The 21,620-nt window shown below is 66.8% G+C and carries 21 protein-coding genes; 4 read left to right on the top strand and 17 right to left on the bottom strand.

Features of this window, described 5'->3' with window-relative positions:
- Positions 1–24: 24 nt before the first annotated feature.
- From ACNH6H_RS16540 to ACNH6H_RS16500, 9 genes are all read right to left on the bottom strand, one after another.
- Positions 25–1,113: a ligase-associated DNA damage response exonuclease gene (locus tag ACNH6H_RS16540; protein WP_418319191.1), complete on the bottom strand. Its 1,089-nt coding sequence runs from the start codon at positions 1,111–1,113 to the stop codon at positions 25–27.
- A gap of 101 nt (positions 1,114–1,214) precedes the next feature.
- A complete protein-coding gene (gene clsB / locus ACNH6H_RS16535; RefSeq protein WP_418319189.1) occupies positions 1,215–2,543 on the bottom strand; it encodes a cardiolipin synthase ClsB in 1,329 nt (442 codons plus the stop codon).
- A 75-nt stretch (positions 2,544–2,618) separates the two neighbouring features.
- Positions 2,619–3,404, bottom strand: coding sequence for an endonuclease/exonuclease/phosphatase family protein (locus ACNH6H_RS16530; protein ID WP_418319187.1), 786 nt, complete (start codon positions 3,402–3,404; stop codon positions 2,619–2,621).
- A gap of 5 nt (positions 3,405–3,409) precedes the next feature.
- The gene (gene nudB / locus ACNH6H_RS16525; RefSeq protein ID WP_418319185.1) at positions 3,410–3,895 is read right to left on the bottom strand and encodes a dihydroneopterin triphosphate diphosphatase; all 486 of its coding nucleotides are present in this window, start codon (positions 3,893–3,895) and stop codon (positions 3,410–3,412) included.
- A gap of 622 nt (positions 3,896–4,517) precedes the next feature.
- Positions 4,518–6,311, bottom strand: a complete 1,794-nt coding sequence (gene aspS / locus ACNH6H_RS16520) for an aspartate--tRNA ligase (protein ID WP_418319183.1) — start codon at positions 6,309–6,311, stop codon at positions 4,518–4,520.
- A gap of 139 nt (positions 6,312–6,450) precedes the next feature.
- Positions 6,451–7,101: a DUF502 domain-containing protein gene (locus ACNH6H_RS16515; RefSeq protein ID WP_418319181.1), complete on the bottom strand. Its 651-nt coding sequence runs from the start codon at positions 7,099–7,101 to the stop codon at positions 6,451–6,453.
- 31 nt (positions 7,102–7,132) lie between these two features.
- A complete protein-coding gene (locus ACNH6H_RS16510; RefSeq protein ID WP_418319179.1) occupies positions 7,133–7,516 on the bottom strand; it encodes an FmdB family zinc ribbon protein in 384 nt (127 codons plus the stop codon).
- Between the two features lie 130 nt (positions 7,517–7,646).
- Complete coding sequence (ubiB, locus tag ACNH6H_RS16505) at positions 7,647–9,188, bottom strand: ubiquinone biosynthesis regulatory protein kinase UbiB (protein ID WP_418319177.1); 1,542 nt, start codon at positions 9,186–9,188, stop codon at positions 7,647–7,649.
- A complete protein-coding gene (locus tag ACNH6H_RS16500; RefSeq protein WP_418319176.1) occupies positions 9,185–9,736 on the bottom strand; it encodes a hypothetical protein in 552 nt (183 codons plus the stop codon). The genes ubiB and ACNH6H_RS16500 overlap by 4 nt, the downstream gene beginning before the upstream one ends.
- A gap of 85 nt (positions 9,737–9,821) precedes the next feature.
- Between ACNH6H_RS16500 and galE the strand changes: the two genes are divergently transcribed.
- Both galE and ACNH6H_RS16490 read left to right on the top strand, forming a co-directional pair.
- Positions 9,822–10,853: a UDP-glucose 4-epimerase GalE gene (gene galE, locus ACNH6H_RS16495; protein ID WP_418319174.1), complete on the top strand. Its 1,032-nt coding sequence runs from the start codon at positions 9,822–9,824 to the stop codon at positions 10,851–10,853.
- A gap of 36 nt (positions 10,854–10,889) precedes the next feature.
- Complete coding sequence (locus ACNH6H_RS16490) at positions 10,890–12,350, top strand: mannose-1-phosphate guanylyltransferase/mannose-6-phosphate isomerase (RefSeq protein WP_418319173.1); 1,461 nt, start codon at positions 10,890–10,892, stop codon at positions 12,348–12,350.
- Between the two features lie 45 nt (positions 12,351–12,395).
- Here the strand turns inward: ACNH6H_RS16490 and ACNH6H_RS16485 are convergent, their stop codons facing one another.
- From ACNH6H_RS16485 to ACNH6H_RS16475, 3 genes are read right to left on the bottom strand one after another with little or no spacing between them, the layout of a single operon-like run.
- Positions 12,396–12,905, bottom strand: coding sequence for a Tim44 domain-containing protein (locus ACNH6H_RS16485; RefSeq protein WP_418319172.1), 510 nt, complete (start codon positions 12,903–12,905; stop codon positions 12,396–12,398).
- Positions 12,899–13,630, bottom strand: a complete 732-nt coding sequence (ubiE, locus tag ACNH6H_RS16480) for a bifunctional demethylmenaquinone methyltransferase/2-methoxy-6-polyprenyl-1,4-benzoquinol methylase UbiE (protein ID WP_418319170.1) — start codon at positions 13,628–13,630, stop codon at positions 12,899–12,901. The genes ACNH6H_RS16485 and ubiE overlap by 7 nt, the downstream gene beginning before the upstream one ends.
- Before the next feature lie 19 nt (positions 13,631–13,649).
- The gene (locus ACNH6H_RS16475) at positions 13,650–14,081 is read right to left on the bottom strand and encodes a gamma-butyrobetaine hydroxylase-like domain-containing protein (RefSeq protein WP_418319169.1); all 432 of its coding nucleotides are present in this window, start codon (positions 14,079–14,081) and stop codon (positions 13,650–13,652) included.
- A gap of 104 nt (positions 14,082–14,185) precedes the next feature.
- Between ACNH6H_RS16475 and ACNH6H_RS16470 the strand changes: the two genes are divergently transcribed.
- Positions 14,186–15,820 (top strand): alpha-D-glucose phosphate-specific phosphoglucomutase, encoded by a 1,635-nt coding sequence (locus tag ACNH6H_RS16470; RefSeq protein ID WP_418319167.1) that lies wholly within the window; start codon positions 14,186–14,188, stop codon positions 15,818–15,820.
- A gap of 29 nt (positions 15,821–15,849) precedes the next feature.
- Here the strand turns inward: ACNH6H_RS16470 and ACNH6H_RS16465 are convergent, their stop codons facing one another.
- Genes ACNH6H_RS16465 through pcaD form a run of 3 tightly spaced genes read right to left on the bottom strand, consistent with a single transcriptional unit; the run spans position 15,850 to position 18,582 of the window.
- Positions 15,850–16,773, bottom strand: a complete 924-nt coding sequence (locus ACNH6H_RS16465; RefSeq protein WP_418319166.1) for an amidohydrolase family protein — start codon at positions 16,771–16,773, stop codon at positions 15,850–15,852.
- Positions 16,770–17,750 carry a Bug family tripartite tricarboxylate transporter substrate binding protein gene (locus ACNH6H_RS16460; protein ID WP_418319164.1) on the bottom strand — a complete coding sequence of 327 codons (981 nt, stop codon included), beginning with the start codon at positions 17,748–17,750 and terminating at the stop codon, positions 16,770–16,772. Before ACNH6H_RS16460 ends, ACNH6H_RS16465 begins: the two co-directional genes overlap by 4 nt.
- 46 nt (positions 17,751–17,796) lie before the next feature.
- The gene (gene pcaD, locus ACNH6H_RS16455) at positions 17,797–18,582 is read right to left on the bottom strand and encodes a 3-oxoadipate enol-lactonase (RefSeq protein WP_418319163.1); all 786 of its coding nucleotides are present in this window, start codon (positions 18,580–18,582) and stop codon (positions 17,797–17,799) included.
- Positions 18,583–18,776: 194 nt separating this feature from the next.
- On the opposite strand from pcaD, the gene ACNH6H_RS16450 reads away from it, so the two are divergent.
- On the top strand, positions 18,777–19,730 hold the full coding sequence (locus tag ACNH6H_RS16450) for a LysR family transcriptional regulator (RefSeq protein WP_418319162.1): 954 nt from the start codon (positions 18,777–18,779) through the stop codon (positions 19,728–19,730).
- Here the strand turns inward: ACNH6H_RS16450 and ACNH6H_RS16445 are convergent.
- The gene (locus ACNH6H_RS16445; RefSeq protein ID WP_418319160.1) at positions 19,727–20,722 is read right to left on the bottom strand and encodes a 2-dehydropantoate 2-reductase; all 996 of its coding nucleotides are present in this window, start codon (positions 20,720–20,722) and stop codon (positions 19,727–19,729) included. The two genes, ACNH6H_RS16450 and ACNH6H_RS16445, sit on opposite strands and share 4 nt — an antisense overlap.
- Before the next feature lie 16 nt (positions 20,723–20,738).
- Positions 20,739–21,620 carry a tryptophan 2,3-dioxygenase gene (gene kynA / locus ACNH6H_RS16440; protein WP_418321364.1) on the bottom strand — a complete coding sequence of 294 codons (882 nt, stop codon included), beginning with the start codon at positions 21,618–21,620 and terminating at the stop codon, positions 20,739–20,741.

Genomic DNA, 21,620 nt, shown 5'->3' with positions numbered 1-21,620 from the left:
CCTTGTTGAAACGATAGGCCGAGCTTACCCGCCGGCCGCAGCGCCCGGCACGATATCGGCAGGCGCCTCGACCGCCGCTGTGGCCGCCGCATCATCGGCTTCCTCGTCGCCGTAGCGGGTTTCGAAACTGCCGGCCTGCAGGCCCTGCTGACGCAGCCAGCGGACCATCACCGCCTCGTAGCCGTGGGTCACGATCACGCGTTCGGCGCCGGTGGCACGGATCGACTGCTGCAGACCGGGCCAGTCGGCATGATCCGACAGCACGAAACCGCGGTCGACGCCGCGGCGGCGGCGCGCACCACGCAACTGCATCCAGCCGCTGGCAAAGGCGTCGCTGGGGTCGACCAGCCGCCGCGCCCATCGGCTGCCGTGCACCGCCGGCGGCGCGATCACCAGCGCGCGCCGCAAGTCGCCTTGCTCGACCTCGTCGAGCGTTCGCGTCGGCGGCAACATCACACCGGAACGGCGGTAGGCGTCGTTCAGCGGCGCGACCGCACCGTGCACCACCAGCGGACCGATCGCCGGATCGACACCGGCAAGCAGCCGCTGCGCCTTGCCAAAGCTGTAGGCGAGCAGCAGGCTGCTGCGGCCGGCAGCGGCATTGGCCGCCCACCAAGCGTTGATCTCGGCGAAGATTTCTGCCTGCCGCCGCCAGCGGTAGATCGGCAGGCCAAAGGTGCTTTCGGTGATGAAGCAATCGCAGCGCACCGGCTCGAAAGCGTCGCAGGTCGGGTTGCGCCCGCCATCGTCGCCGTCGGCGCCGCTGACGAAATAGTCGCCCGAAGCCACCCAGACCCGGCCGCGGTGCTCGATCCGCAACTGTGCCGAGCCGAGCACGTGCCCTGCCGGATGCAGGCTCAGCGTGACGCCCTGGTGCTTAACCGTCTGCCCGTATGGCAGCGCCTGCAGGTCGATCGCGCCGAGCCGTGAGCGCAGCACGTCGGCGCCCGGTGCGGCGGCCAGATAACTGGTGTGGCCGACGCGTGCATGGTCGGCATGGGCATGCGTGATCACCGCGCGCCCGACCGGCCGCCACGGATCGATGTAGAAATCGCCGGCCGGACAATAAAGCCCCTCCGGCCGCAGCACCACCAGATCGCCCTGATCAGTCATCGCGGCGACTCTACCGCGGGCGGTGCGCCTCGATCCGGGGCATCGGAAAGCCCCTGCGGGACCGCTGCCGATGGACCACCCATGGCGCACCCCCAGGGCGGTCAATACCTTCCAGTGGCCCCGCCGATGCGCAGATAGACGTGCGCCATCCAGGCCACCAGTGCCCGGCGCAGCACCGGAAAAATGCCTGAACTGCGGCCGGTCTTCGGGTCGATCTCGCGCGAATCGGCCAGGGCGGCTTCGAAACGTTCTGCGAGTTCGGCGGCGAAGCCGCGGTCGCGGATGATCACGTTGGCTTCCAGGTTCAGCAACAGCGACAGCGGGTCGATGTTCGAACTGCCAACGGTGGCCCATTCATCGTCGACGATCGCGATCTTAGCGTGCAGGAATGCCGGCATATATTCGTAGACACGCACGCCGTTGGCGAGCAATTCGTCGTACAGCGCCTGCGCGGCCAGGCCGGCAATCCGGTAGTCGAGCTTGCCCTGGAACAGCACCCGCACCTTGACGCCGCGTTTTGCCGCATCGCGCAAGGTGCGGCGGAATACCGAGCCGGGATAAAAATAGGGCGAGATCAGATCGATGCGCTCGCGCGCATTGCGCAACGCGGAGATGTAGCTGCGCTCGATCGTCCGCCGCTGGCGCAGGTTGTCGCGCAGCACGAAGGCCGCCTCGACCGGCTCGTTGGCAAGCGTCGATGTGCGCAGTCCGGCGCCACGCGGCATGCGCAGCAGCCTGATCAGCCGCCGCAGCCGCAGCAACGGCTGGCTGCTGCGCGCCAAGGCACGCAGTTCGTCGCGGAAATCGCCACCGAGCCAGGCCCGGGTCCATAAAGCCCGCGCCGCCTGCTCGACCGGCACGACGACCGGGCCGCGCAATTCGACCGCATAGTCGAGCCGCGGCAACTCGCTGAGGCCGTGGCGCAGGTCATTGCGGTCGTCGATGATGTTGATGCCGCCGACGAAGGCGACTTCGCCGTCGACGACACACAGTTTCTGGTGCAGCCGGCGCAACTGGCCGGGCTGCAGCCAGGTCCACCAGCGATGCATCGGGCGGAATACCGCGAGCGCGATACCGGGGCCGGAGTGCCCGGTCATCCGCGTGCGCAGCAACGGCAGCGCGGCCTTCGAGCCGAACCCGTCGACGACGATGCGCACGCGCACGCCGCGGCGGTCGGCAGCCTCCAGCGCATCGATCAGCGCCAGGCCTGCGACATCGTCGTGAAAGATGTAGGTGGCCAGCCAGATCTCGTGGCGCGCGTTGGCGATGGCCTCGTGCATCGCCGGGAACAGCTGATCGCCGCCTTCCAGCAGGTTGACGGTGTTGCCGCCGGTGAAGACCGGCCGCGGCAGCGTCGACCACGGCACCTCGAACGGCAGCGGCGCTTCGGCGGTCGGGATCGCGGATCCGGCGTCGGCGTTGTCGGCCATCTCAGCGGCGCCCTGGCGTTGCGCGGCAGCTGTCGGTGGCGCAGCAGGTGCGGCGGGCAGCGTCGCGCGACGTCGTCATTCCGGCAACAGTTCGGCAACCAGCGGCAGGTGATCCGACATCCGCGCCCAGGTCTTGCCGCGCGGGACAAAACTCAGGTTGCAGGCAAAACCCCGCGTATAGATCCGGTCGAGCGAAAACAGCGGCACCCTCGACGGGAAGGTCAGGTTTGCCAGCTTGCCGGTCGACGAGGCGCGACACAGACCCATCGCGCGCATCGGTTCGTCGAGTTTTTCGCCCCAGTCGTTGAAGTCACCGGCCAGCACCAGCGGCTCGCCGCGTGGTACCGAATTTTCGATGAACTCGGCGATGCGCCGCACCTGGCGCACCCGCGTCGAATGGGTCAGCCCGAGGTGCGCGACCACCGCATGCAACACGCCACCGCCCCACTGCACCGGCACATGCAGCAGGCCTCGTTGCTCGAAGCGGTGATCGGAGACGTCGTGATGGCCGATGTCGCCGAGCGGCCAGCGCGACAGCAGCGCATTGCCGTGTTCACCGTATCGCGTCACCGCATTGGTTCTATAGGCGACCGAATAACCCTCGGGCGCCAGGAACTCCGCCTGCGCCAGTTCAGGCCAGCCGAACGAGGTGCGGGCGAAGCGCTTCGCCTCGCCGTGGTGGAAACTGCGCACCTCCTGCAGGAAGACGAGGTCGGCGTCGAGCGCCTCGATGCCGAGGCCGAGGTTGTGAATCTCCAGCCGCTTGCGCGGGCCGACCCCGCGCACACCCTTGTGGATGTTGTAGGTCGCCACCCGCAGGCCGTGGTGTTCACCTTGCAACGTCGTTGGCAGCGGTCGCATCGGAATCAGTCGGAAAATCTCGGAAGCTGCAGTATCGCCTCCGCATTCGATGGCGAGAAGCAGCGGTCGGCCGCCTCGCGCCACGGCAGCCAGACGAAGTCCAGATGCTCGCGTGGCGCCAGCCGCACCGGAATGCCATGCGGCACACGCAGCCCGAAGACATGTTCGGTGTTGTGCAGCACTCCGTCAGCATAACGGTGCCGCCAGACCGGATAGATTTCGTAGACATTGGCCAGCTGCCAGTCGCGCAGCGCCGACCACGGCACTTCCGGCGAGCCGATCACGATCCCGGTCTCTTCCTCGACCTCGCGCTGCGCCGTGACCGCAAGATCCTCCTCGGCGGTGTCTTTCGAGCCGGTGACACTCTGCCAGAACCCGGGGTGGTCGCTGCGCTCCATCAGCAGCACCTGCAACTGCTCGTCATGGATCACGACCAGCACGCTTTCGGGAATCTTGAAACGGCGGATCAGTGGTTCGGACGGCTCGGACATTCCGCTATCTTGCCTTGAATGGCAGAAGGCAGCCGGGAGCAGACAGCGGCACCTTGCCTGTGCTGACTTTTGTGGGAGGGGCTTCAGCCCCGATTCGGGCTCTTGCACGACTGCGAATCGGCAGGCACAGAGGCGAGAGCAAAGGCGCGGTCGGTCGGCCACTGGCGCTTAGATGCTTGCCAGCAGCCACCCGCCCACGCCTTTGCGGCAGCACCAAGGATTTCGGCGAAGTTCAACCGCGTCACTGCGCGGCAGGCGGTGCCCGGGCGGGGCGATTTATGCGGCGGCGAGAAGCGCAGGGCCAGGGTCGGCGAGCGCAGCGAGCATCAACAAACATGCTCGCGGCGGTTGTCCGAGCGCAGTGAGCGCAGCGAACGTAGCGAGTTCCGCCGCGCGACCCTGGACCGAGCATCGCAGCGCAGTCCGAGCGCCAGCGAGGACCGCCGCATCATGAGCCACGACCGGGTGCCGCCTGCCGCGCCGCTCGGTCGTCGAATGCGACCCAGGCTTATTCCACCAGCCCGAATCGGGGCAGAAGCCCCTCTCACAAAGTCAGCGCAGGCGAGGTGCCGATCTCGGCTCAAGGCCGACAGCTGTCGCAATCGGCCCGGGTCACGAGGCCTCAGCCGGCCGCAGCCACCGGGTTGCGCAGCCTGATGTGCAGTTCGCGCAGTTGCTTGTCGTCGACCGAGCTCGGCGCATGGGTCAGCAGGCACTGCGCACGCTGGGTTTTCGGGAAGGCAATCACGTCGCGGATGCTTTCGGCCTTGGCCATCATCGTGACGATACGGTCGAGACCGAATGCCAGGCCGCCGTGCGGCGGCGCGCCGTATTGCAGCGCATCGAGCAGGAAGCCGAACTTGAGTTTGGCTTCTTCCGGGCCGATCTTCAGCGCGTTGAAGACCTTGCTCTGCACGTCGGCGCGGTGGATACGGACCGAGCCGCCGCCGAGTTCCCAGCCGTTCAGCACCATGTCGTAGGCCTTCGAGATGCAGGCGCCGGGGTCCGAGTCCATCAGATCCTCATGGCCATCCTTCGGCGCAGTGAACGGATGGTGCACCGCGTTCCAGCGCTGCGCTTCCTCGTCGTATTCGAACATCGGAAAATCGACCACCCACAGCGGTGCCCACACATCGTCGAACAGGCCGCGGGCACGGCCGAATTCGCTGTGGCCGATCTTGACGCGCAATGCGCCGAGCGCGTCGTTGACGATCTTTTCCTTGTCGGCGGCAAAAAAGATCAGGTCGCCCGACTTCGCGCCGCTGCGCTGCAGCACCTCGGTCAGTGCGCGGTCGTGCAGGTTCTTGACGATCGGGCTCTGCAGGCCTTCACGGCCCTTGTCGATGTCGTTGACCTTGATCCAGGCCAGACCCTTGGCACCGTAGATCTTGACGAACTCGGTATAGGCATCGATCTCGCCGCGGCTCATCTCGCCGCCCTGCGGAATGCACAGCGCCGCAACGCGTCCGCCCTTGGCCGCAGCCGGTGCGCTGAAGACCTTGAAATCGACATCGACCATCACGTCGGTCAGCTCGGTGAATTCGAGCTTGACGCGCAGATCCGGCTTGTCGGAGCCGTAGCGATGCATCGCATCCGAATATTTCATCACCGGGTAGGCCGGCAGATCGACGCCGATCGTCGACTTGAAGACTTTGCGGATCATGTCCTCGAACATGTCGCGGATCTCCTCCTCGGTCAGGAACGAGGTCTCGATGTCGATCTGCGTGAATTCGGGCTGGCGGTCGGCGCGCAGGTCCTCGTCGCGGAAACACTTGGTGATCTGGTAGTAGCGGTCGAAGCCGGACACCATCAGCAGCTGCTTGAACAACTGCGGGCTTTGCGGCAGCGCGAAGAACTGGCCTTCGTTGACGCGGCTCGGCACCAGATAGTCACGCGCGCCTTCGGGCGTGCTCTTCGTCAGCATCGGCGTTTCGATGTCGACGAAGCCGAGTTCGTCGAGGAACTTGCGCACCTCCATCGCGACGCGGTAACGCAGCATCAGGTTCTTCTGCATCGCCGGGCGGCGCAGATCGAGCACGCGGTGGGTCAGTCGCGTCGTTTCCGACAGGTTGTCGTCGTCGAGCTGGAACGGCGGCGTCACGCTCGGGTTCAGCACCTCGAGTTCATGGCACAGCACCTCGACCTTGCCGCTGGTCAGGTTGGCGTTGTCGGTACCGGCCGGGCGTGCCCGCACCTTGCCGACGATCTTCAGGCAGAACTCGTTGCGGACGTCGGAAGCCACCTCGAAGGTCGCGGCGCGGTCCGGATCGCAGACGACCTGGACGACACCTTCGCGGTCGCGCAGGTCGATGAAGATCACGCCGCCATGGTCACGCCGGCGATGAGCCCAGCCCATCAGCGTCACGGTCTGTCCCATCAGCGCCTCGCTGACCAGGCCGCAATACGTTGTTCTCATTCTTTCACTCCAGTTTGGATTCGCTGGGGCGGCGCCGCTGCTGGGGCAGCGCGGCAGCCACCGCTGATGTCGGATTCGGCAGACGGGCCCGGAACGGCCCGCGACGGACAGCCGGCCGCTTGCCGCGCGGCCGACTGCGTCAATTTCGGATCGGCGCGGGCGTCAATACGGCGCTGCCAGGCGGCGGCGCGACGACACCCATCGAAATGATGTATTTCAGGGCTTCGTCGACACTCATCTTCAGTTCGATCACCTCGACCCGGCGCACCATCAGAAAAAATCCGGAGGTCGGGTTCGGCGTCGTCGGCACGTACAGGCTCAAGTAGTCGTCCTGCAGATACTGGCCGGCCTCGCCGCCCGGCCGGCCGGTGACGAAGGCGATCGTCCACAGGCCCTGGCGCGGATACTGCACCAGCACCGCCTCGCGGAAGGCGTTGCCGCTGCTCGAGAACAGCGTGTCCGAGACCTGCTTGACCGAGCTGTAGATCGACTTGACGATCGGGATCCGGCGCAGCGCCCAGGCCCCCTTGCGCAGCGACCACTGGCCGACGATGTTGGTGGCAAAGACGCCGGTCAGCAGCAGGCCGGACAACATCACCAGCACGCCGAGTCCGGGAATGCGCCGCAGCGACTCGAGCGGCATGTGCGCGGATTCCGGCAGCATCGCCTGCGAAGTCGTGACGACAAAGCCGAACACGCCGTCGAGCAGCCCGAGCGCAGCGTGCAGCACCCAGATCGTGACCGCCAGCGGCAGCCAGACCAGCAGTCCGGCGATCAGGTATTTCTTCACGGCTGGCTTCCTGTGGAACGACGGGCGCGGTTCAGCTCTTCGCAGCCGGCGGCGACGCGGGCGCGGATGGGCCGGCAGGTGCCGCGGCCGGTGCCGCTGCGGGCGCCGGCGTCGCGGACGGCGACGATTCGCCGGTCGCTTTGGTCGGCGCGGCGCTGTCGGTCTTGCCATCGCCCTTTGGCGTGCCGACAGCATCGGCTTCGCCGTTGTTGGCTGATTTCTTGCTGGCGTTGTCGCCGCGGAAATCGGTCACATACCAGCCGGAACCCTTCAACTGGAAGCCGGCGGCGGTGACCTGTTTGCTGAAGGTCTCGGCTCCACAGGCCGGGCAGGTGCTGAGCACAGGGTCGGAGACCTTCTGCAGCACGTCTTTCGCGTGACCGCAGGTCGCGCAGCGGTAGGCGTAGATCGGCATCGGATTCTTTCTCGGGGGTGGGTCCGCCCGATCAATCCGGACGGAAGATGAAAAACCCTCGATTCTATTCCGTCCCGCCAAATCGGTGCAGCCGGGGGCTTGTCTGCGTCCGCAGCCGCCGCCGGCGACCTCAATAAACGAAAAACAGCACCATCACCGCGCCACCGGCAAATCCGAGCAGCAACGCACCGATCTGCTGCCACATCCGCCGGCTGCGCCGCCGGTCCTCGAGCAGTTCGGCGAGCAGCCTGGCCTCGATCGCCGGGCGCGGCTGCAACGCCTGGTGCAGCAGCCGCGGCAGTTCCGGCAACAGCTGCACATAGCGGGGCGCCTCGTTTTTCAGCCGATTCACCAGGCCGTCCCAGCCGATCTGGTCTTCCATCCAGCGTTCGAGAAAGGGTCGTGCGGTGACCCACAGGTCGAGCTCCGGATCGAGCTGGCGGCCCAGGCCCTCGATATTCAGCAAGGTCTTCTGCAGCAGCACCAGCTGCGGCTGGATCTCGACATTGAACCGGCGCGAGGTCTGGAACAGCCGCAGCAGCACCTGGCCGAGCGAGATGTCCTTCAGCGGCCGGTCGAACTGAGGCTCGCAGACCGCGCGGATCGCACCCTCGAGCGCATCGACCCGCGTCTGCGGCGGCACCCAGCCGCTTTCGACGTGCAGTTCGGCGACCCGCTTGTAATCGCGGCGGAAGAAGGCGATGAAATTCTGCGCCAGGTAGTCCTTGTCGGTTTCGGTCAGCGTGCCGACGATGCCGAAATCGAGCGCGATATAGCGGCCGAAGGTTTCCGGCGCCAGGCTGACCTGGATGTTGCCCGGATGCATGTCGGCGTGGAAAAAACCGTCGCGGAAAACCTGCGTGAAAAAGATCGTCACGCCGTCGCGGGCGAGCTTCGGAATGTCGACGCCGGCATCGCGCAGCCGCTGGATCTGGCTGATCGGCACGCCGGTCATGCGCTCCATCACGATGACGGTCTTGGTGCACAAGTCCCAGTACATCTCGGGCACCATCACCAGCCTCAGCTCCGCCATGTTGCGGCGCAGTTGCGCGGCATTGGCCGCCTCCCGCACCAGATCGAGCTCGTCGTGCAGGTAGTTGTCGAATTCGGCGACGACCTCGCGCGGCTTCAGCCGCTTGCCGTCGGCCGACAGCCGCTCGACCCAGCGCGCCAGCGTGCGCATCAGCGACAGGTCGTCGTCGATGACCGCCAGCATGCCCGGCCGCAGCACCTTGACGGCGACCTCGCGGCCGTCCATCAGCGTCGCGAAATGGACCTGGGCGATCGACGCGCTGGCCACCGCCTCGGCTTCGAAACTGGAGAAGATTTCCTCGATCCGCCGGCCGAACGCACGCTCGATCAGCGCCCGCGCCTGCGCCGCCGGAAACGGCGGCACGTCGTCCTGCAGCCGGGCCAGTTCCTCGGCGACGTCGGCCGGAATCAGGTCGCGCCGGGTTGACAGCACCTGGCCGAACTTGACGAAGATCGGCCCCAGCCGTTCGAGCGCAAGCCGCAGCCGCACGCCGCGCGGCGCGTCGAGGCGACGCCCGACGGTGATGACGCGCAGCAACACCCGCATCCACGGCTTGCGGATGTTCGACAGTGCCAGCTCGTCCAGACCGTAACGAAAGACCGTATAGACGATCAGGATCAGCCGAGCGAGGTGCCTCATCGAGTCGGCGGCTCCGACGAACCCGGCGCCATCCGGCCGATGCGGTCGACCGCGGCACGAAGTGCCGACGCGATCATCCGGCCGAAACGCGCCAGTTCACGCGCCGGTGCATCACCGACCAGCCGCGCCAGATCCTCCTGCACATCCCAGCGCAGGTTCTCGAACAGCCAGTTGACGTCGGTCGCAAAAGCGGCGTCGCCGGCGATGTCGATGCGCGGACGCTCGCCGGTCAGGCCCCTGGCCAGCAGCAGCGCCGGATTCGATGCGTCGATGTTGACCCGCAGATCGGCTGCCGCCTCGGCCGACGCGGCAGCTGCCGCGGGCCCCTCGTTCCATTCGAGCAGGCCGGCCGGCGTCACGGCAAACGCCAGCGGCGGCAGCGCAGGCAGCAGGCTCGGCCAGCGCTCCAGCTCGACGACGATGCTGCGCCCCTGGTGTTGTTTCAGTCGCTCACTGGCCGCCGGTTCGGAAGCCAGCACATGGTTCAGCAGCAAGGTCAGGCGTCGCAGCGCGGCCGGCGCCGCCAGTGATCGGAAGGTATTCAACATGTCGCGATTCTGACACTGCGCCGCGCTGCGGCCAGCGCGCTGCGCGGAGGCTCTCGCGGCAAGCGATGCGGCACAATCCGCAGCGATGAAAGAAGCGAAGATCCTGCTGACCGGTGCCACCGGCTATATCGGCTCGCACACCTGGCTGGCGCTGCTGCAGGCCGGCTTCGACGTCGTCGGAGTCGACAACTTCAGCAACAGTTCGCCGGCCGTGCTCGACCGGCTGCGCGAGTTGAGCGGCACGACGCCGGTTTTCGAGCAGCTCGATGTCCGCGACGAAGCCGCGCTCGATGCGTTGATCGAGCGCCACCGCGTCGATGCCGCAGTGCATTTCGCCGCTTTCAAGGCGGTCGGCGAAAGCACCAGCAAGCCGCTCGACTACTACGCGAACAACCTCGGCAGCCTGTTCAGCCTGTGCCGTGGCCTGACCCGCCACGATGCGAAGGCGCTGGTCTTCAGTTCGAGCGCGACCGTCTATGGCAAGCCGGAACGGCTGCCGATCAGCGAGGATTCGCCGCTCGGCTTCACCAATCCCTACGGCGCGACCAAGCTGATCGGCGAAAACATGCTGCGCGATCTGCATCGGGCCGATGCCGGCTGGCGGATCGCTCTGCTGCGCTATTTCAATCCCGTCGGCGCCCATGAGAGCGGGCGCATCGGCGAAGACCCGCGCGGCATACCGAACAACCTGATGCCCTATATCACCCAGGTGGCCGTCGGCAAACGCGAGCGGCTGCAGGTGTTCGGCTCCGACTATGCAACGCCCGACGGCACCGGCGTGCGCGACTATATCCACGTCGTCGACCTGGCCGCGGGCCATGTCGCGGCGCTGCGCAGGCTGCTCGACAAGCCGGGCCTGCTGACCGTCAACCTCGGCACCGGCACCGGTTACAGCGTGCTCGAGCTGGTTCGTGCATTCGAGCGCGCCAGTGGTCGGCCCGTACCCTTCGACATCGTCGGCCGCCGCCCCGGCGACATCGATGCCTGTTATGCAGATCCGACCCTGGCGCAGCAATTGCTCGGCTGGCGCGCCGAGCGCGACCTCGACACGATGTGCATCGACAGCTGGCGCTGGCAACGGCTCAATCCGGACGGCTTTGCCGCCGCAGGCCGCTGAGCGGCCGATCCAACTTTTTCGACACGAGCAACGGTCATGAACAAGACTGCTATCCAGGTCTCGCCGGTGATCATCGCCGGCGGCAGCGGCACCCGCCTTTGGCCGCTTTCAAGGGCCGGTTATCCGAAACAGTTTCTGGTGCTGCATGGCGACCAGAGCCTGTTCCAGCAGGCGGCGAGCCGCCTCGCTGGCCTGGCCGGCAATGACATCGAGGTCGCCGCACCGTGCATCGTCGGCAACGAGGAGCACCGCTTTCTGGTCCTCGAGCAATTGCGTGAACTGGCGCTGCCGAACGGTGCCGCGGCCAGCCTGCTGCTCGAGCCGGCCGGCCGCAATACCGCGCCAGCGATGACGATCGCTGCGCTGCGTGCGGTCGAAGCAGGCGCCGACCCAGTGCTCGTCGTGACGCCGGCCGACCAGACGGTGACCAGCGAGCCGGCATTCACGCAGGCGATGCAGCAGGCGATCCGCGTTGCCGCGGACGGCAAGATCGTCTTGCTCGGCATCAAGCCGGACCGGCCGGAAACCGGCTTTGGCTATATCCGTGCCGACGACATCGGCGACGGCGCGCAGAAGGTTGCGCAGTTTGTCGAAAAGCCCGACCTCGCAACCGCCGAACGCTATGTCGCGAACGGCAGCTACTACTGGAATGCCGGGATGTTCGTCGTCCGCGCGTCGGTCTGGCTGCAGGCGCTGCGCGAGTTCCGCCCCGACATCGCCGATGGCTGCGACGCTGCGTGGGCGGTAAAAACCGCAGACGCCAGCTTCATCCGCCCCGGCAAGGCCGAATTTGCGCGGATTCCGAGCGAATCGGTCGACTACGCAGTGCTCGAGAAATGCCCCGGTTCGAACGCCTTCGACATCCGGATGGTGCCGCTCGACGCCGGTTGGTCCGACCTCGGCGCCTGGGATGCGGTCTGGCAGGTCAGCGACAAGGACGGCGCCGGCAATGCCAGCGTCGGCGATGCGATGGTCAGCGCCAGCAGCAATACGCTGGTCCATGCGAGCAGCCGACTGGTCGGCGTCGTCGGCCTCGACAACGTGATCGTCATCGAGACCGCCGACGCGGTGCTGGTCGCCGACCGCGCGCGCAGCCAGGAGGTCAAGCAGATCGTCGGCCAGCTCGAGAAAAACAAGCGCAGCGAACATACGCTGCACCGCCTGGTGCACCGGCCGTGGGGCTGGTACGACAGCATCGATTCCGGGCCGCGTTTCCAGGTCAAGCGCATCATGGTCAAGCCGGGCGCTTCGCTGAGCCTGCAGAAACACCACCACCGCGCCGAGCACTGGATCGTCGTCAGCGGCACCGCTGAAGTGACGAACGGCGATCAGGTGATGATCCTGACCGAAAACCAGAGCACCTACATCCCGCTCGGCCAGATCCACCGCCTTGCCAACCCCGGCAAGGTGCCGCTCGAGATCATCGAGGTGCAGTCGGGCAGCTACCTCGGCGAAGACGACATCGTTCGCTACGAGGATACCTACGGTCGGGGGTAGGCCCCCCGAACCGCCTGCCCGTGGCTGGCGCCGTCTCCGGCGGCGTCAGAGCAGCGCCTGCTGCCTCGCCAGCCGCCAAGGTCCGCCACAGGCCGGGCCCGGCGGTTGCTGGCGATCGCGGGTCAGCAGCCACAGTTCGCGGAACGGTGTCGGCTCGCGGTCGGGTGCCTCGCGGATCATCCCGGTAAATTCGATCGTCGCGACCCAGGCCGAGTCGAGGTCGTCGAAGCCGAGCAGCTTGGCCTGCACCGCCAGCACGTCGGTGCGGTTCGGCGGGCTGCCCTCGGGCGGAAAGTGGGCGCACAGCTCGGCCAGCATCTGCGGCGTCGTCAACGCGCCGAGCGTCGACAGATCGGCGGCGTCCCATGCGGCCTGCAGCTTGATGAACTGCTGGCGCACCGCTTCGAGCAGGTGGGTGATGTCGACCTCGGCCGGCAAGGCAATTGCCGGCTGCTTGCAGGCTGCGCGGCGCAGCTTGACGCGCCCGCCGGGGCGGCGCCGCCCGACCCAGCCGATGGCATGGCTGCCGAGCAGCACCAGCCCGGGCATCAGCATTTGACACCCACGTGCAAGGCGACGACACCTGCGGTCATCGGATGGACATCGACATGGCCGAAGCCGGCCGATTTCATCATCGCCTTCAGCTCGGCCGGGCCCGGATGGACGCGGATCGATTCGGCGAGGTAACGGTAACTGGCGGCATCGCCGGCGACCAGCTGGCCGATCCGCGGCAGCACGCGGAACGAATACCAGTCGTAGACCTTCTCGAGCGGCTCGGCGACCTTCGAGAATTCGAGCACCAGCAGCCGGCCACCGGGCTGCAGCACGCGGTTCATCTCGGCCAGCGCGCGCTCCTTGTGCGTCATGTTGCGCAGCCCGAAGGCCACCGTCACGAGCTTGAAACTGTCGCTCTTGAACGGCAGCGACTCGGCGTCGCACAGCGTCGTCGGCAGCAGCAGCCCTTCGTCCTCGAGCCGGCTGCGGCCCTGGCGCAGCATCGCCTCGTTGATGTCGGTATGGACGACCATCCCGCGGCTGCCGACCCGCTTCGCGAACGCGCGCGCCAGGTCGCCGGTGCCGCCGGCCAGATCGAGCACGCGGTCGCCGTCGCGCACGTCGGCAACCGCCACCGTATAGGCTTTCCATGCACGATGCAGTCCCATCGACATCAGGTCGTTCATCACGTCGTATTTCGACGCCACCGAATCGAAGACGCCACGAACACGCTGCGCCTTCTGCTTTTCGTCGACGGTCTCGAATCCGAAATGGGTGTCGCTCATGCCGATCCAGTGCGTGCGTTCAATGGTGATGACTGCCACACGCCGATCCCGACGCGGTACTCATCGGCGCGTCGCGGTCGGCGCCGGCGGCTTGCAGCCGCTGCTCGTACTGCTGCCACAACTCGTCCTGCTGCGAGCCGAGGAAATACAGGTACTCCCACGAGAAGATGCCGCTGTTGTGGCCGTCGGAAAACAGCGGCTGCACCGCATAGTTGCCGACCTGCTCGAGCGATACGAGGCCGACATCGCGCTTGCCGGTCTGCAGCACTTCCTGCCCCGGCCCGTGGCCCTGCACTTCGGCCGACGGCGAATAGATGCGCATCAGTTCGAACGGAATGCGGAATACCTTGCCATCCGAGAAACCAACCTCGAGCACCTTCGACTGCTGGTGCACCGTCAATGCGGTCGGCTGCGGCGCGGTTTTTCTTGGACTGGCAGTCGGACCGGACATGTCATCGTGGCGAATCGAGGAATACCGAGTTTAGCCAACGGTCGACGGGCGACGCGCCGACAGGGACATCGCCATTGCACAATCAATGCGATCAGGAGGCCCGAATGAATCCCAGCATCAACGCCACCCAACCGATTGCCGGCCAGCGACCCGGCACCTCCGGACTGCGCAAGAAGGTCGCGGTTTTCCGCCAGCCGCCGTACCTTGAAAATTTTGTCCAGTCGATCTTCGATTCACTGCAGGGCTACCAGGGACAGACGCTGGTCGTCGGTGGCGACGGCCGTTTCTTCAACGACCAGGCAATCCAGACCATCGTGAGGATGGCCGCGGCAAACGGCTTCGGCCGGGTGCTGGTCGGCCGCGGCGGCATCCTGTCGACGCCGGCGGCGAGTTGCGTGATCCGCAAACACCAGGCATTCGGCGGGATCGTGTTGTCTGCAAGCCACAACCCGGGCGGGCCGGACGGCGATTTCGGCATCAAGTACAACATCGGCAACGGCGGCCCGGCACCTGAAAAGATCACCGAGGCGATCCATGCCAACACCCAGTCGATCTCGCGTTACCTGACGCTCGAGACGCCGGACATCGATCTCGAGACGCTCGGCAGCAGCCGCATCGGCGACACGACGGTCGAGGTGATCGACCCGGTTGCCGACCATGCCGACCTGCTGGCGACGCTGTTCGATTTCGAACGCATCGGCCGGCTGCTGCGCTCCGGCGGTTTCCGCATCTGCTTCGATGCGATGCATGCGGTCACCGGGCCGTATGCCAGCGAGATCCTCGTCAAGCGGCTCGGTGCACCGCCGGCCAGCGTGATCAATGGGCGGCCGCTGCCCGATTTCGGCGGCGGCCATCCCGATCCGAACCCGACCTATGCCGAGGAGCTGATCCTGCGGATGTTCGGCCCCGATGCGCCCGATTTCGGCGCCGCCAGCGATGGCGACGGCGACCGCAACATGATCGTCGGCAGCCGATTCATCGTGACGCCGAGCGACAGCCTGGCGGTGCTTGCGGCGAATGCGCACCTGGTGCCCGGTTATGCCGGCGGGCTGGCCGGCGTCGCGCGGTCGATGCCGACCAGCGGCGCGGTCGACCGGGTCGCCGAGGCGCTGGGCATCGGCTGCTTCGAAACGCCGACCGGCTGGAAATTTTTCGGCAACCTGCTCGATGCCGGCAAGGTCACGTTGTGCGGCGAGGAAAGCGCCGGCACCGGCAGCGACCATGTGCGCGAGAAGGATGGCTTGTGGGCAGTGCTGTTCTGGCTCGACGTGATCGCAGCGCGCAACATGTCGGTCGAGCAGATCGTGCGCGACCACTGGCGCCGCTTCGGCCGCAATTTCTACTCACGGCACGACCACGAAGGTGTCGACGCCGCGGCGGCCAACGGGCTGATGCAGCAGCTGCGGGAATCGCTGGCCAGCCTGCCGGGCCGCACGGTTGCCGGGCTGACGATCGCGAGCGCCGACGATTTTTCATACACCGACCCGGTCGACGGCTCGGTCAGCACCGCGCAAGGCATCCGCATCGGCTTCGCCGATGGTTCGCGAATCGTCTACCGGCTTTCCGGCACCGGCACCGAGGGTGCAACGCTGCGGGTCTACCTGGAACGCTTCGAGGCCGATCCGGCGCAGCACGGCATCGAGACCCAGCAGGCGCTGGCCACGCTGATCGCCGCGGCCGACGAACTGGCCGGGATCCGGCAGCGCACCGGGCGCAGCGTGCCGACGGTCGTGACCTGAGGATCCGGGCCGGGCCTCAGGCCATACCGTCAAGACGCCTTGCCCGACGCCTCAGCCGGCCGCAACGGCGGGAAGTCGTAAAGCCGCAGCGGGTTGTCGACGAGCACCCGCTTGCGCAGTGCCGGGTCCGGCAACCAGTTGCTCAGCAGGTCGACGAGATCGGCGTCATTGGGCATCACGCCACGCAACATCACATGAGGCCAGTCGGTGCCCCAGACCAGCTGGCCCGCCGCGGTCTCGCGCAAGGCGGCGGCGATCTCGTCGACCACCGGATACGGCAAGGCCTCGCGCGTCAGGCGGTAGGGCCCGGTCAGCTTGACCCAGGCGCGCCCGGCACGCATCAGTTCGAGCAGGGCACGGAAACCTGCGCCTTCGACGCCCGCGCCAATGCTCAGATAGCCCAGGTGGCCGAACACGACGGGCACCGGCAGATCGCCGAGCGCGCGCAGACTGCTGCCGGCTTCGTCGACATGCGCCAGCAGTTCCAGATGCCAGCCGAGCGGCGCGATGCGCTCTGCCAGCCCCCGCAGCGCGGCCAGTGGCAAGGCTGCGTCGCGCTCGGCACGGTCGACCAGGTTGACGCGCGCTCCGCGCACGCCGGCCGCATGCAAACGCTCCAGCTGCTGGTCGTCCTCGTCGCCGGCCAGCACGGCCACGCCGCGCCAGTGCGCAGGGTCCGCGCCGGTCAGGGTGTCGACGAGCAGGCGGTTGTCGCTGCCGTAGATGCTTGGTTGGACGAGCACGGCGCGCTCGACACCGACCGCCGCCAGCATCTTGCGATAGTCGGCCGCGACACAGTCGGGCGGCGTGTAGATGCGCTGCTCCGACAGTGGGTAGACCGATGAGGGGCCGATGACATGCGCATGACAGTCGCAACTGCCCGCCGGCAACGCCAGCGCCGGCCGGCGCGGCTCGAAATCCGGCGGCGCGCAGGGCGGTGCCGCCAGACTCACAACAGCGGAATCGCGGCGTTGCGGACCAGCCGCTTGTTGGTCTCGATCTCGTCGCGCACGAAGCGGCTGAACTCGACCGGCGTCATCAGTCGCGCTTCATTGCCGGTGCGGGCATATTGCTCCTTGACCTCGTCCGACTGCAAGGCGGCGGTGACATCGGCCGCGACCTTGGCAACGACGTCGGCAGACATGCTGGCCGGCGCCCAGAGACCGATCCAGAGTTGCGCCGAAAAGCCGGCGTAGCCCGACTCGGCCAAGGTCGGCACCGCTGGCAACGACGCGACCCGCTGCGGCGAAGTCACCGCAATCGCCGCGAGGTTGCCGCCCGCCAGCATGCCGCCCACCGTCGGCAGCGGCGCCATGTAGAAGCTGGAACGGGCACCGGCGACATCCTGGATCGCGTCCGGCGAGCCCTTGAACGGGATGTGGATCATCTTCACGCCGGCCGCCTGGGCAAACAGTTCCGCGGTCAGATGGGTGGAGGTTCCGACCCCGGCAGACGCAAACGGAACGCCGTCGGGCGCAGCCTTGGCCGCATCGACGATCGCCTTGACATTCTTGTACGGGCCGTTGCCGGCGGTCACCATCACGTAGGGCGTCGTCGCGAGCAATGCCACATCGACCAGATCGCGCGTCACGTCGTAGGGCAGCGACTTGTAGAGCGCAGGGTTGACCGCATGGGACGCGCTTTGCACCAGCAGCGTGTGGCCGTCGGTCGCGCCGATCACCTCGCGCGTGCCGATCTGACCGCCGGCACCCGGCTTGTTCTCGATCTGCACCGTCTGGCCCCAGGTGGCCTGCAGTTTCTTGGCGACCGCCCGGGCGACGATGTCGGCACCCGAGCCAGGTGTCAGCGGGACGATCAACCGCACCGGCTTGGTCGGCCAGGTCTGCGCATGGGCCAGCGGTGCGGCCAGCGTCGTGCTCGCCAATACAAGAGCGGCAACACGAAAAAACATCGAACGGCGATTGGACATGCAAGAACTCCTTGGCCCCGCTGCTGCGGCGCACCGGGTTGAAAAATCACTGCCGGCCGATGAAGTCCAGCAGCAGTGTGGTGAACTCGGCCGGCTTCTCGATGTTGGCCAGATGCGCAGCGTCGTCGATCACATGGAGTTCGGCGCCGCTGATCTCGCGTTGCAGGACTTCCGAGGCAGCCAGCGTGCAAGCCGGGTCCTCACGACCGACGATGACCTGCGTGGGCGCCTCGATGCGGCCCAGCAGATGGGTCTGCGACATGTCACGCACCGCCGACGCGCAGGCGATGTAGCCCGCGGCGCTGGTGCCGAGGATCATGCTGCGCACATTGGCGATGGTGTCCGGCTCGCGGGCGACGAAACCGGCCACGAACCAGCGCTTGATCGTGCCGTCGACCAGCCCGGCGATGCCTTCGGTTTCGGCGATCGCGATCCGCTCGTCCCACATCGACCGCGGCGGCATCTCGCTGGCGGTGTCGCACAGCGAAAGCGACGCGACCAGCCGCGGATGCCGCACCGCCAGCTGCTGGCCGATCATCCCGCCCATCGACAGGCCGACGAAATGCACCGGGCCGACGCCGGTGTGCTCGATCAGCGCCGCCGCATCGTCCGCGAGTTGTTCGATGCGATACGGACCAGGCGTGGTCTCGGAGGCACCGTGGCCCCGCGTGTCGTAGCGCAGCACCCGAAAACGCTGCAGCAGCGCGTCGATCTGCGGATCCCACATGCGATGGCTGGACATCAGGCTGTTCGACAGCATCACCGTCGGTGCGGCCCTCGGGCCGTCGATGCGGAACGCGATGTGGGCGCCATTGACGAGTGCGGTCTGCACGCGGATCTCCTCGATTCGAAGGGTCGCCAGCGACCCGAAGCGCCACAGTCTAGAAGGCGGAGCACATGGCCGGAAGTCCTAGAATCTTTGTCACGTGACATCGTTTTTGTATCAGATAAACCCGCATGGCACGACTCCGCACCGAGCATCAGCGAGACCACGATGATTCAATCCCGCCCGCTCTGTCGGCCGCGATGTCCCGACTGCGGATGCGCCATTTCCAGTTGCTCGACGCCTTGGACCGGCTCGGCTCGCTGCGTCAGGTTGCGCTGGAACTCGACATCAAGCAGCCGGCGACGCTGGCGCTGATCAACGACCTCGAATTTGCGGTCGGCGTGCCGCTGGTCAAACGTGAACGCAGCGGCACCACGCTGACCAGCGCGGCCCGCCTGCTGCTGGCGCGCGGCCGGGTTGCGTTGCAGGAAGTGGCGCTCGGTCGCGAGATGGCGCGCAGCCGCGGCGCCGGCGGCGGCCGATTGCGCATCGGTGCGTCGCCCTACCTGATCAATTCGCTGATGCCCGAACTGGTCACGGTGCTGCGGTCAGGACATCCCGGAATCCAGATCGACATCCAGGAAGGCACGCTGGACGCCCTGGTTGCCGATCTCGAAAAGGGCAAACTCGATGCGGTGCTCGGCAGCGTCGACCGCGCCGCGGTGTTGTCGAGCGAGGTGTCGCTGGAGGCAAGCTTCCTGGCGGCCGAGCCGATGTGCATCGTCGCCGGACGCGACCACGCCTTGTTCGCAAGGGCGAAGTGCTCGCTGGCGGAGGTTCTGGCCGGACCCTGGGCGCTGCCCCATGTCAGTTCGCACCTGCGCGCAATCTTCGACAGTGCGGTCTTCGATTGCGGCGCACAGCCGATCGCGCCGGATCTCGAATGTCGCGGCATCGACAACCTGCTGGCGCTTGCCGCGGCTGCCGGTTTGCTGACACTGGCGCCACGCAGCGAAATCACGCGGCGTCGCTGGAAGGGCCGCGTCGTCGCAATCGATTCGCCGCTGCGCCTGATCGGCCCGCCTTATGTCTTCGTCGGGCGACGCTATGCGCAGCCGGTTCCCGAAGTCGAGTTGCTGCGCGAGCTCGCGGCGAGCGCAGCACGCAAGCTGTTCGGCCCGGCAGAACCTGCCGCCTCGCGACGGCGTCGCTAGCGAGATTTCCGATCCGGATACAGGCCGCGCACCTGGCCGAAGACCCGCGTCAGCCCGAACAACACATCGATATTCGGCGTCGGCACCGCGAGCCGGCGGCCGATCTCGACAACCGCGCCGACGATGGCATCGAGTTCGATCGGCCGCCCGGCCTCGACATCCTGCAGCATCGAGGTCTTGAAGGCACCCAGCCTCGCGGTGATCGCATGGCGGTCCTCGGCGCTCTGGCCGATCGAGCAGCCAATGCGTGCGCCGATCATTGCGGCCTCCATCATCGCGGCCGAGCAGAACTGGCGCACCAGCGGATCGTCGAGCAGGCGGTCGATCGTCGCGCCGGTGATCGCGCTGGCCGGATTCATCGTCAGGTTGCCCCACAACTTGTACCAGATGTCGTAGCGCACATTGTCCGAGTGCGTGACGTCGAATCCGGCATCGCCCAGCAGGTCGACGATCCGCTGCGCGCGCGGCGAACGGCCGCCTGCCGGCTCGCCGACGATCAGTCCGTTGCCGACCCGGTGCAACACGACACCCGGTTCGGCCAGCGCGGTGCTGGCGTGCACGACGCAGCCGAGCACCCGCTCGAACGGGATCGCCGCGGCAATCACGCCACCGGGATCGACGCTGGTCAGCGGGCCGCCGGGAAAGGCATCGAGCCGCTCGCAGAACCACCATGGCACGCCGTTCATCGCCGGCAGCACCAGCGTATCGGGGCCGAGCAGCGGCGCAATGCCGGCGGCAACCTCGGGCAGCGCAGGCCCCTTCACCGCGATCACGACCAGATCCTGCACCCCCAGATCGGCCGGCCGGTCGCTCAGTGGTCCGGCCGGCCCTTGCAGCACGCCGTCGCCGATATTCATTCGCCAGCCATGCTGCTGCAACGCCTGCAGCGTCGGGCCGCGGGCGATCGCGCCGACCTCGCAACGCCCTGCTGCAGCCAGCCTCGTGCCGATGAAGCCGCCGATCGCGCCGGCGCCGATGATGCAGACTTTCATCCCAGTTCCTCGTCTTTCACAGATCGGTCCGCAGCCGCCACAGCTCCGGGAACAACACGACGTCGAGCATCTTGCGCAGATAGCCGACTCCGCTGGTGCCACCGGTGCCGCGCTTGAAACCGATGATTCGCTCGACCGTCGTGACATGGCGGAACCGCCACAGCCGGAACATGTCCTCGAGGTCGGTCAGCTTTTCGCCAAGCTGGTACAGATCCCAGTGGTGATTCGGATCGCGGTAGACGACCAGCCAGGCGTCGCGCACCGCGTCGCTCGCGACATAGGGCTGGGTCCAGTCGCGCCCGGTGTGGCTCGCCGGCAGCATCAGGCCCTGGCGGTCCATCAGCAGCAGCGTCTCGTCGTACAGCGACGGCGAGCGCCATGCCGCCTCGACCATCGCCAACCGTTGCGGGCTGTGCGCATGCGGTTTCAGCATCGCCGGATTCTTGTTGCCGAGCAGAAATTCGATGCAGCGGTACTGCGCACTCTGGAAACCGCTCGAGCTGGCGAGGTAGGGACGCATCGCGGTGTATTCGGGCGGCGTCATCGTCGCGAGCACCGTCCATGCCGAGACCAGCTGCTCCATGATGCGCGTCACCCGGGCCAGCATCTTGAACGCCGGCGCCAGTTCATCGGCCTTGATGTTGGCCATCGCCGCGCGCAATTCGTGCAGCATCAGCTTCATCCACAACTCGCTGGTCTGGTGCTGCACGATGAACAACATCTCGTCATGCGACGGCGACAACGGATGCTGCGCGCCGAGGATCTCGTCGAGATGCAGGTAATCGCTGTAACTCATGTCGCGGCTGAAATCGAGCTGGGCGCCCTCCTCGCCGACGATGCGTTCGGTATCGCTCACTGAACCGGCCTCCTGCCGCTGGGCAAGCCGTCCGGGCGGCAT

It is taken from the genome of Pseudideonella sakaiensis, from assembly GCF_048320135.1.
Classification (GTDB): domain Bacteria; phylum Pseudomonadota; class Gammaproteobacteria; order Burkholderiales; family Burkholderiaceae_C; genus Ideonella_A; species Ideonella_A sakaiensis_A.
This window is presented reverse-complemented; position numbering and strand designations above follow the sequence as displayed.

What these genes read in the sequence shown, in the direction of transcription:
- ACNH6H_RS16540 (WP_418319191.1), bottom strand. Translation starts at nt 1,113, where the DNA reads ATGACTGATCAGGGCGATCTGGTGGTGCTGCGGCCGGAGGGGCTTTAT.
- clsB (WP_418319189.1), bottom strand. Translation starts at nt 2,543, where the DNA reads ATGGCCGACAACGCCGACGCCGGATCCGCGATCCCGACCGCCGAAGCG.
- ACNH6H_RS16530 (WP_418319187.1), bottom strand. Translation starts at nt 3,404, where the DNA reads ATGCGACCGCTGCCAACGACGTTGCAAGGTGAACACCACGGCCTGCGG.
- nudB (WP_418319185.1), bottom strand. Translation starts at nt 3,895, where the DNA reads ATGTCCGAGCCGTCCGAACCACTGATCCGCCGTTTCAAGATTCCCGAA.
- aspS (WP_418319183.1), bottom strand. Translation starts at nt 6,311, where the DNA reads ATGAGAACAACGTATTGCGGCCTGGTCAGCGAGGCGCTGATGGGACAG.
- ACNH6H_RS16510 (WP_418319179.1), bottom strand. Translation starts at nt 7,516, where the DNA reads ATGCCGATCTACGCCTACCGCTGCGCGACCTGCGGTCACGCGAAAGAC.
- ubiB (WP_418319177.1), bottom strand. Translation starts at nt 9,188, where the DNA reads ATGAGGCACCTCGCTCGGCTGATCCTGATCGTCTATACGGTCTTTCGT.
- ACNH6H_RS16500 (WP_418319176.1), bottom strand. Translation starts at nt 9,736, where the DNA reads ATGTTGAATACCTTCCGATCACTGGCGGCGCCGGCCGCGCTGCGACGC.
- galE (WP_418319174.1), top strand. Translation starts at nt 9,822, where the DNA reads ATGAAAGAAGCGAAGATCCTGCTGACCGGTGCCACCGGCTATATCGGC.
- ACNH6H_RS16490 (WP_418319173.1), top strand. Translation starts at nt 10,890, where the DNA reads ATGAACAAGACTGCTATCCAGGTCTCGCCGGTGATCATCGCCGGCGGC.
- ACNH6H_RS16485 (WP_418319172.1), bottom strand. Translation starts at nt 12,905, where the DNA reads ATGCTGATGCCCGGGCTGGTGCTGCTCGGCAGCCATGCCATCGGCTGG.
- ubiE (WP_418319170.1), bottom strand. Translation starts at nt 13,630, where the DNA reads ATGAGCGACACCCATTTCGGATTCGAGACCGTCGACGAAAAGCAGAAG.
- ACNH6H_RS16475 (WP_418319169.1), bottom strand. Translation starts at nt 14,081, where the DNA reads ATGTCCGGTCCGACTGCCAGTCCAAGAAAAACCGCGCCGCAGCCGACC.
- ACNH6H_RS16470 (WP_418319167.1), top strand. Translation starts at nt 14,186, where the DNA reads ATGAATCCCAGCATCAACGCCACCCAACCGATTGCCGGCCAGCGACCC.
- ACNH6H_RS16460 (WP_418319164.1), bottom strand. Translation starts at nt 17,750, where the DNA reads ATGTCCAATCGCCGTTCGATGTTTTTTCGTGTTGCCGCTCTTGTATTG.
- ACNH6H_RS16450 (WP_418319162.1), top strand. Translation starts at nt 18,777, where the DNA reads ATGTCCCGACTGCGGATGCGCCATTTCCAGTTGCTCGACGCCTTGGAC.
- ACNH6H_RS16445 (WP_418319160.1), bottom strand. Translation starts at nt 20,722, where the DNA reads ATGAAAGTCTGCATCATCGGCGCCGGCGCGATCGGCGGCTTCATCGGC.
- kynA (WP_418321364.1), bottom strand. Translation starts at nt 21,620, where the DNA reads ATGCCGCCCGGACGGCTTGCCCAGCGGCAGGAGGCCGGTTCAGTGAGC.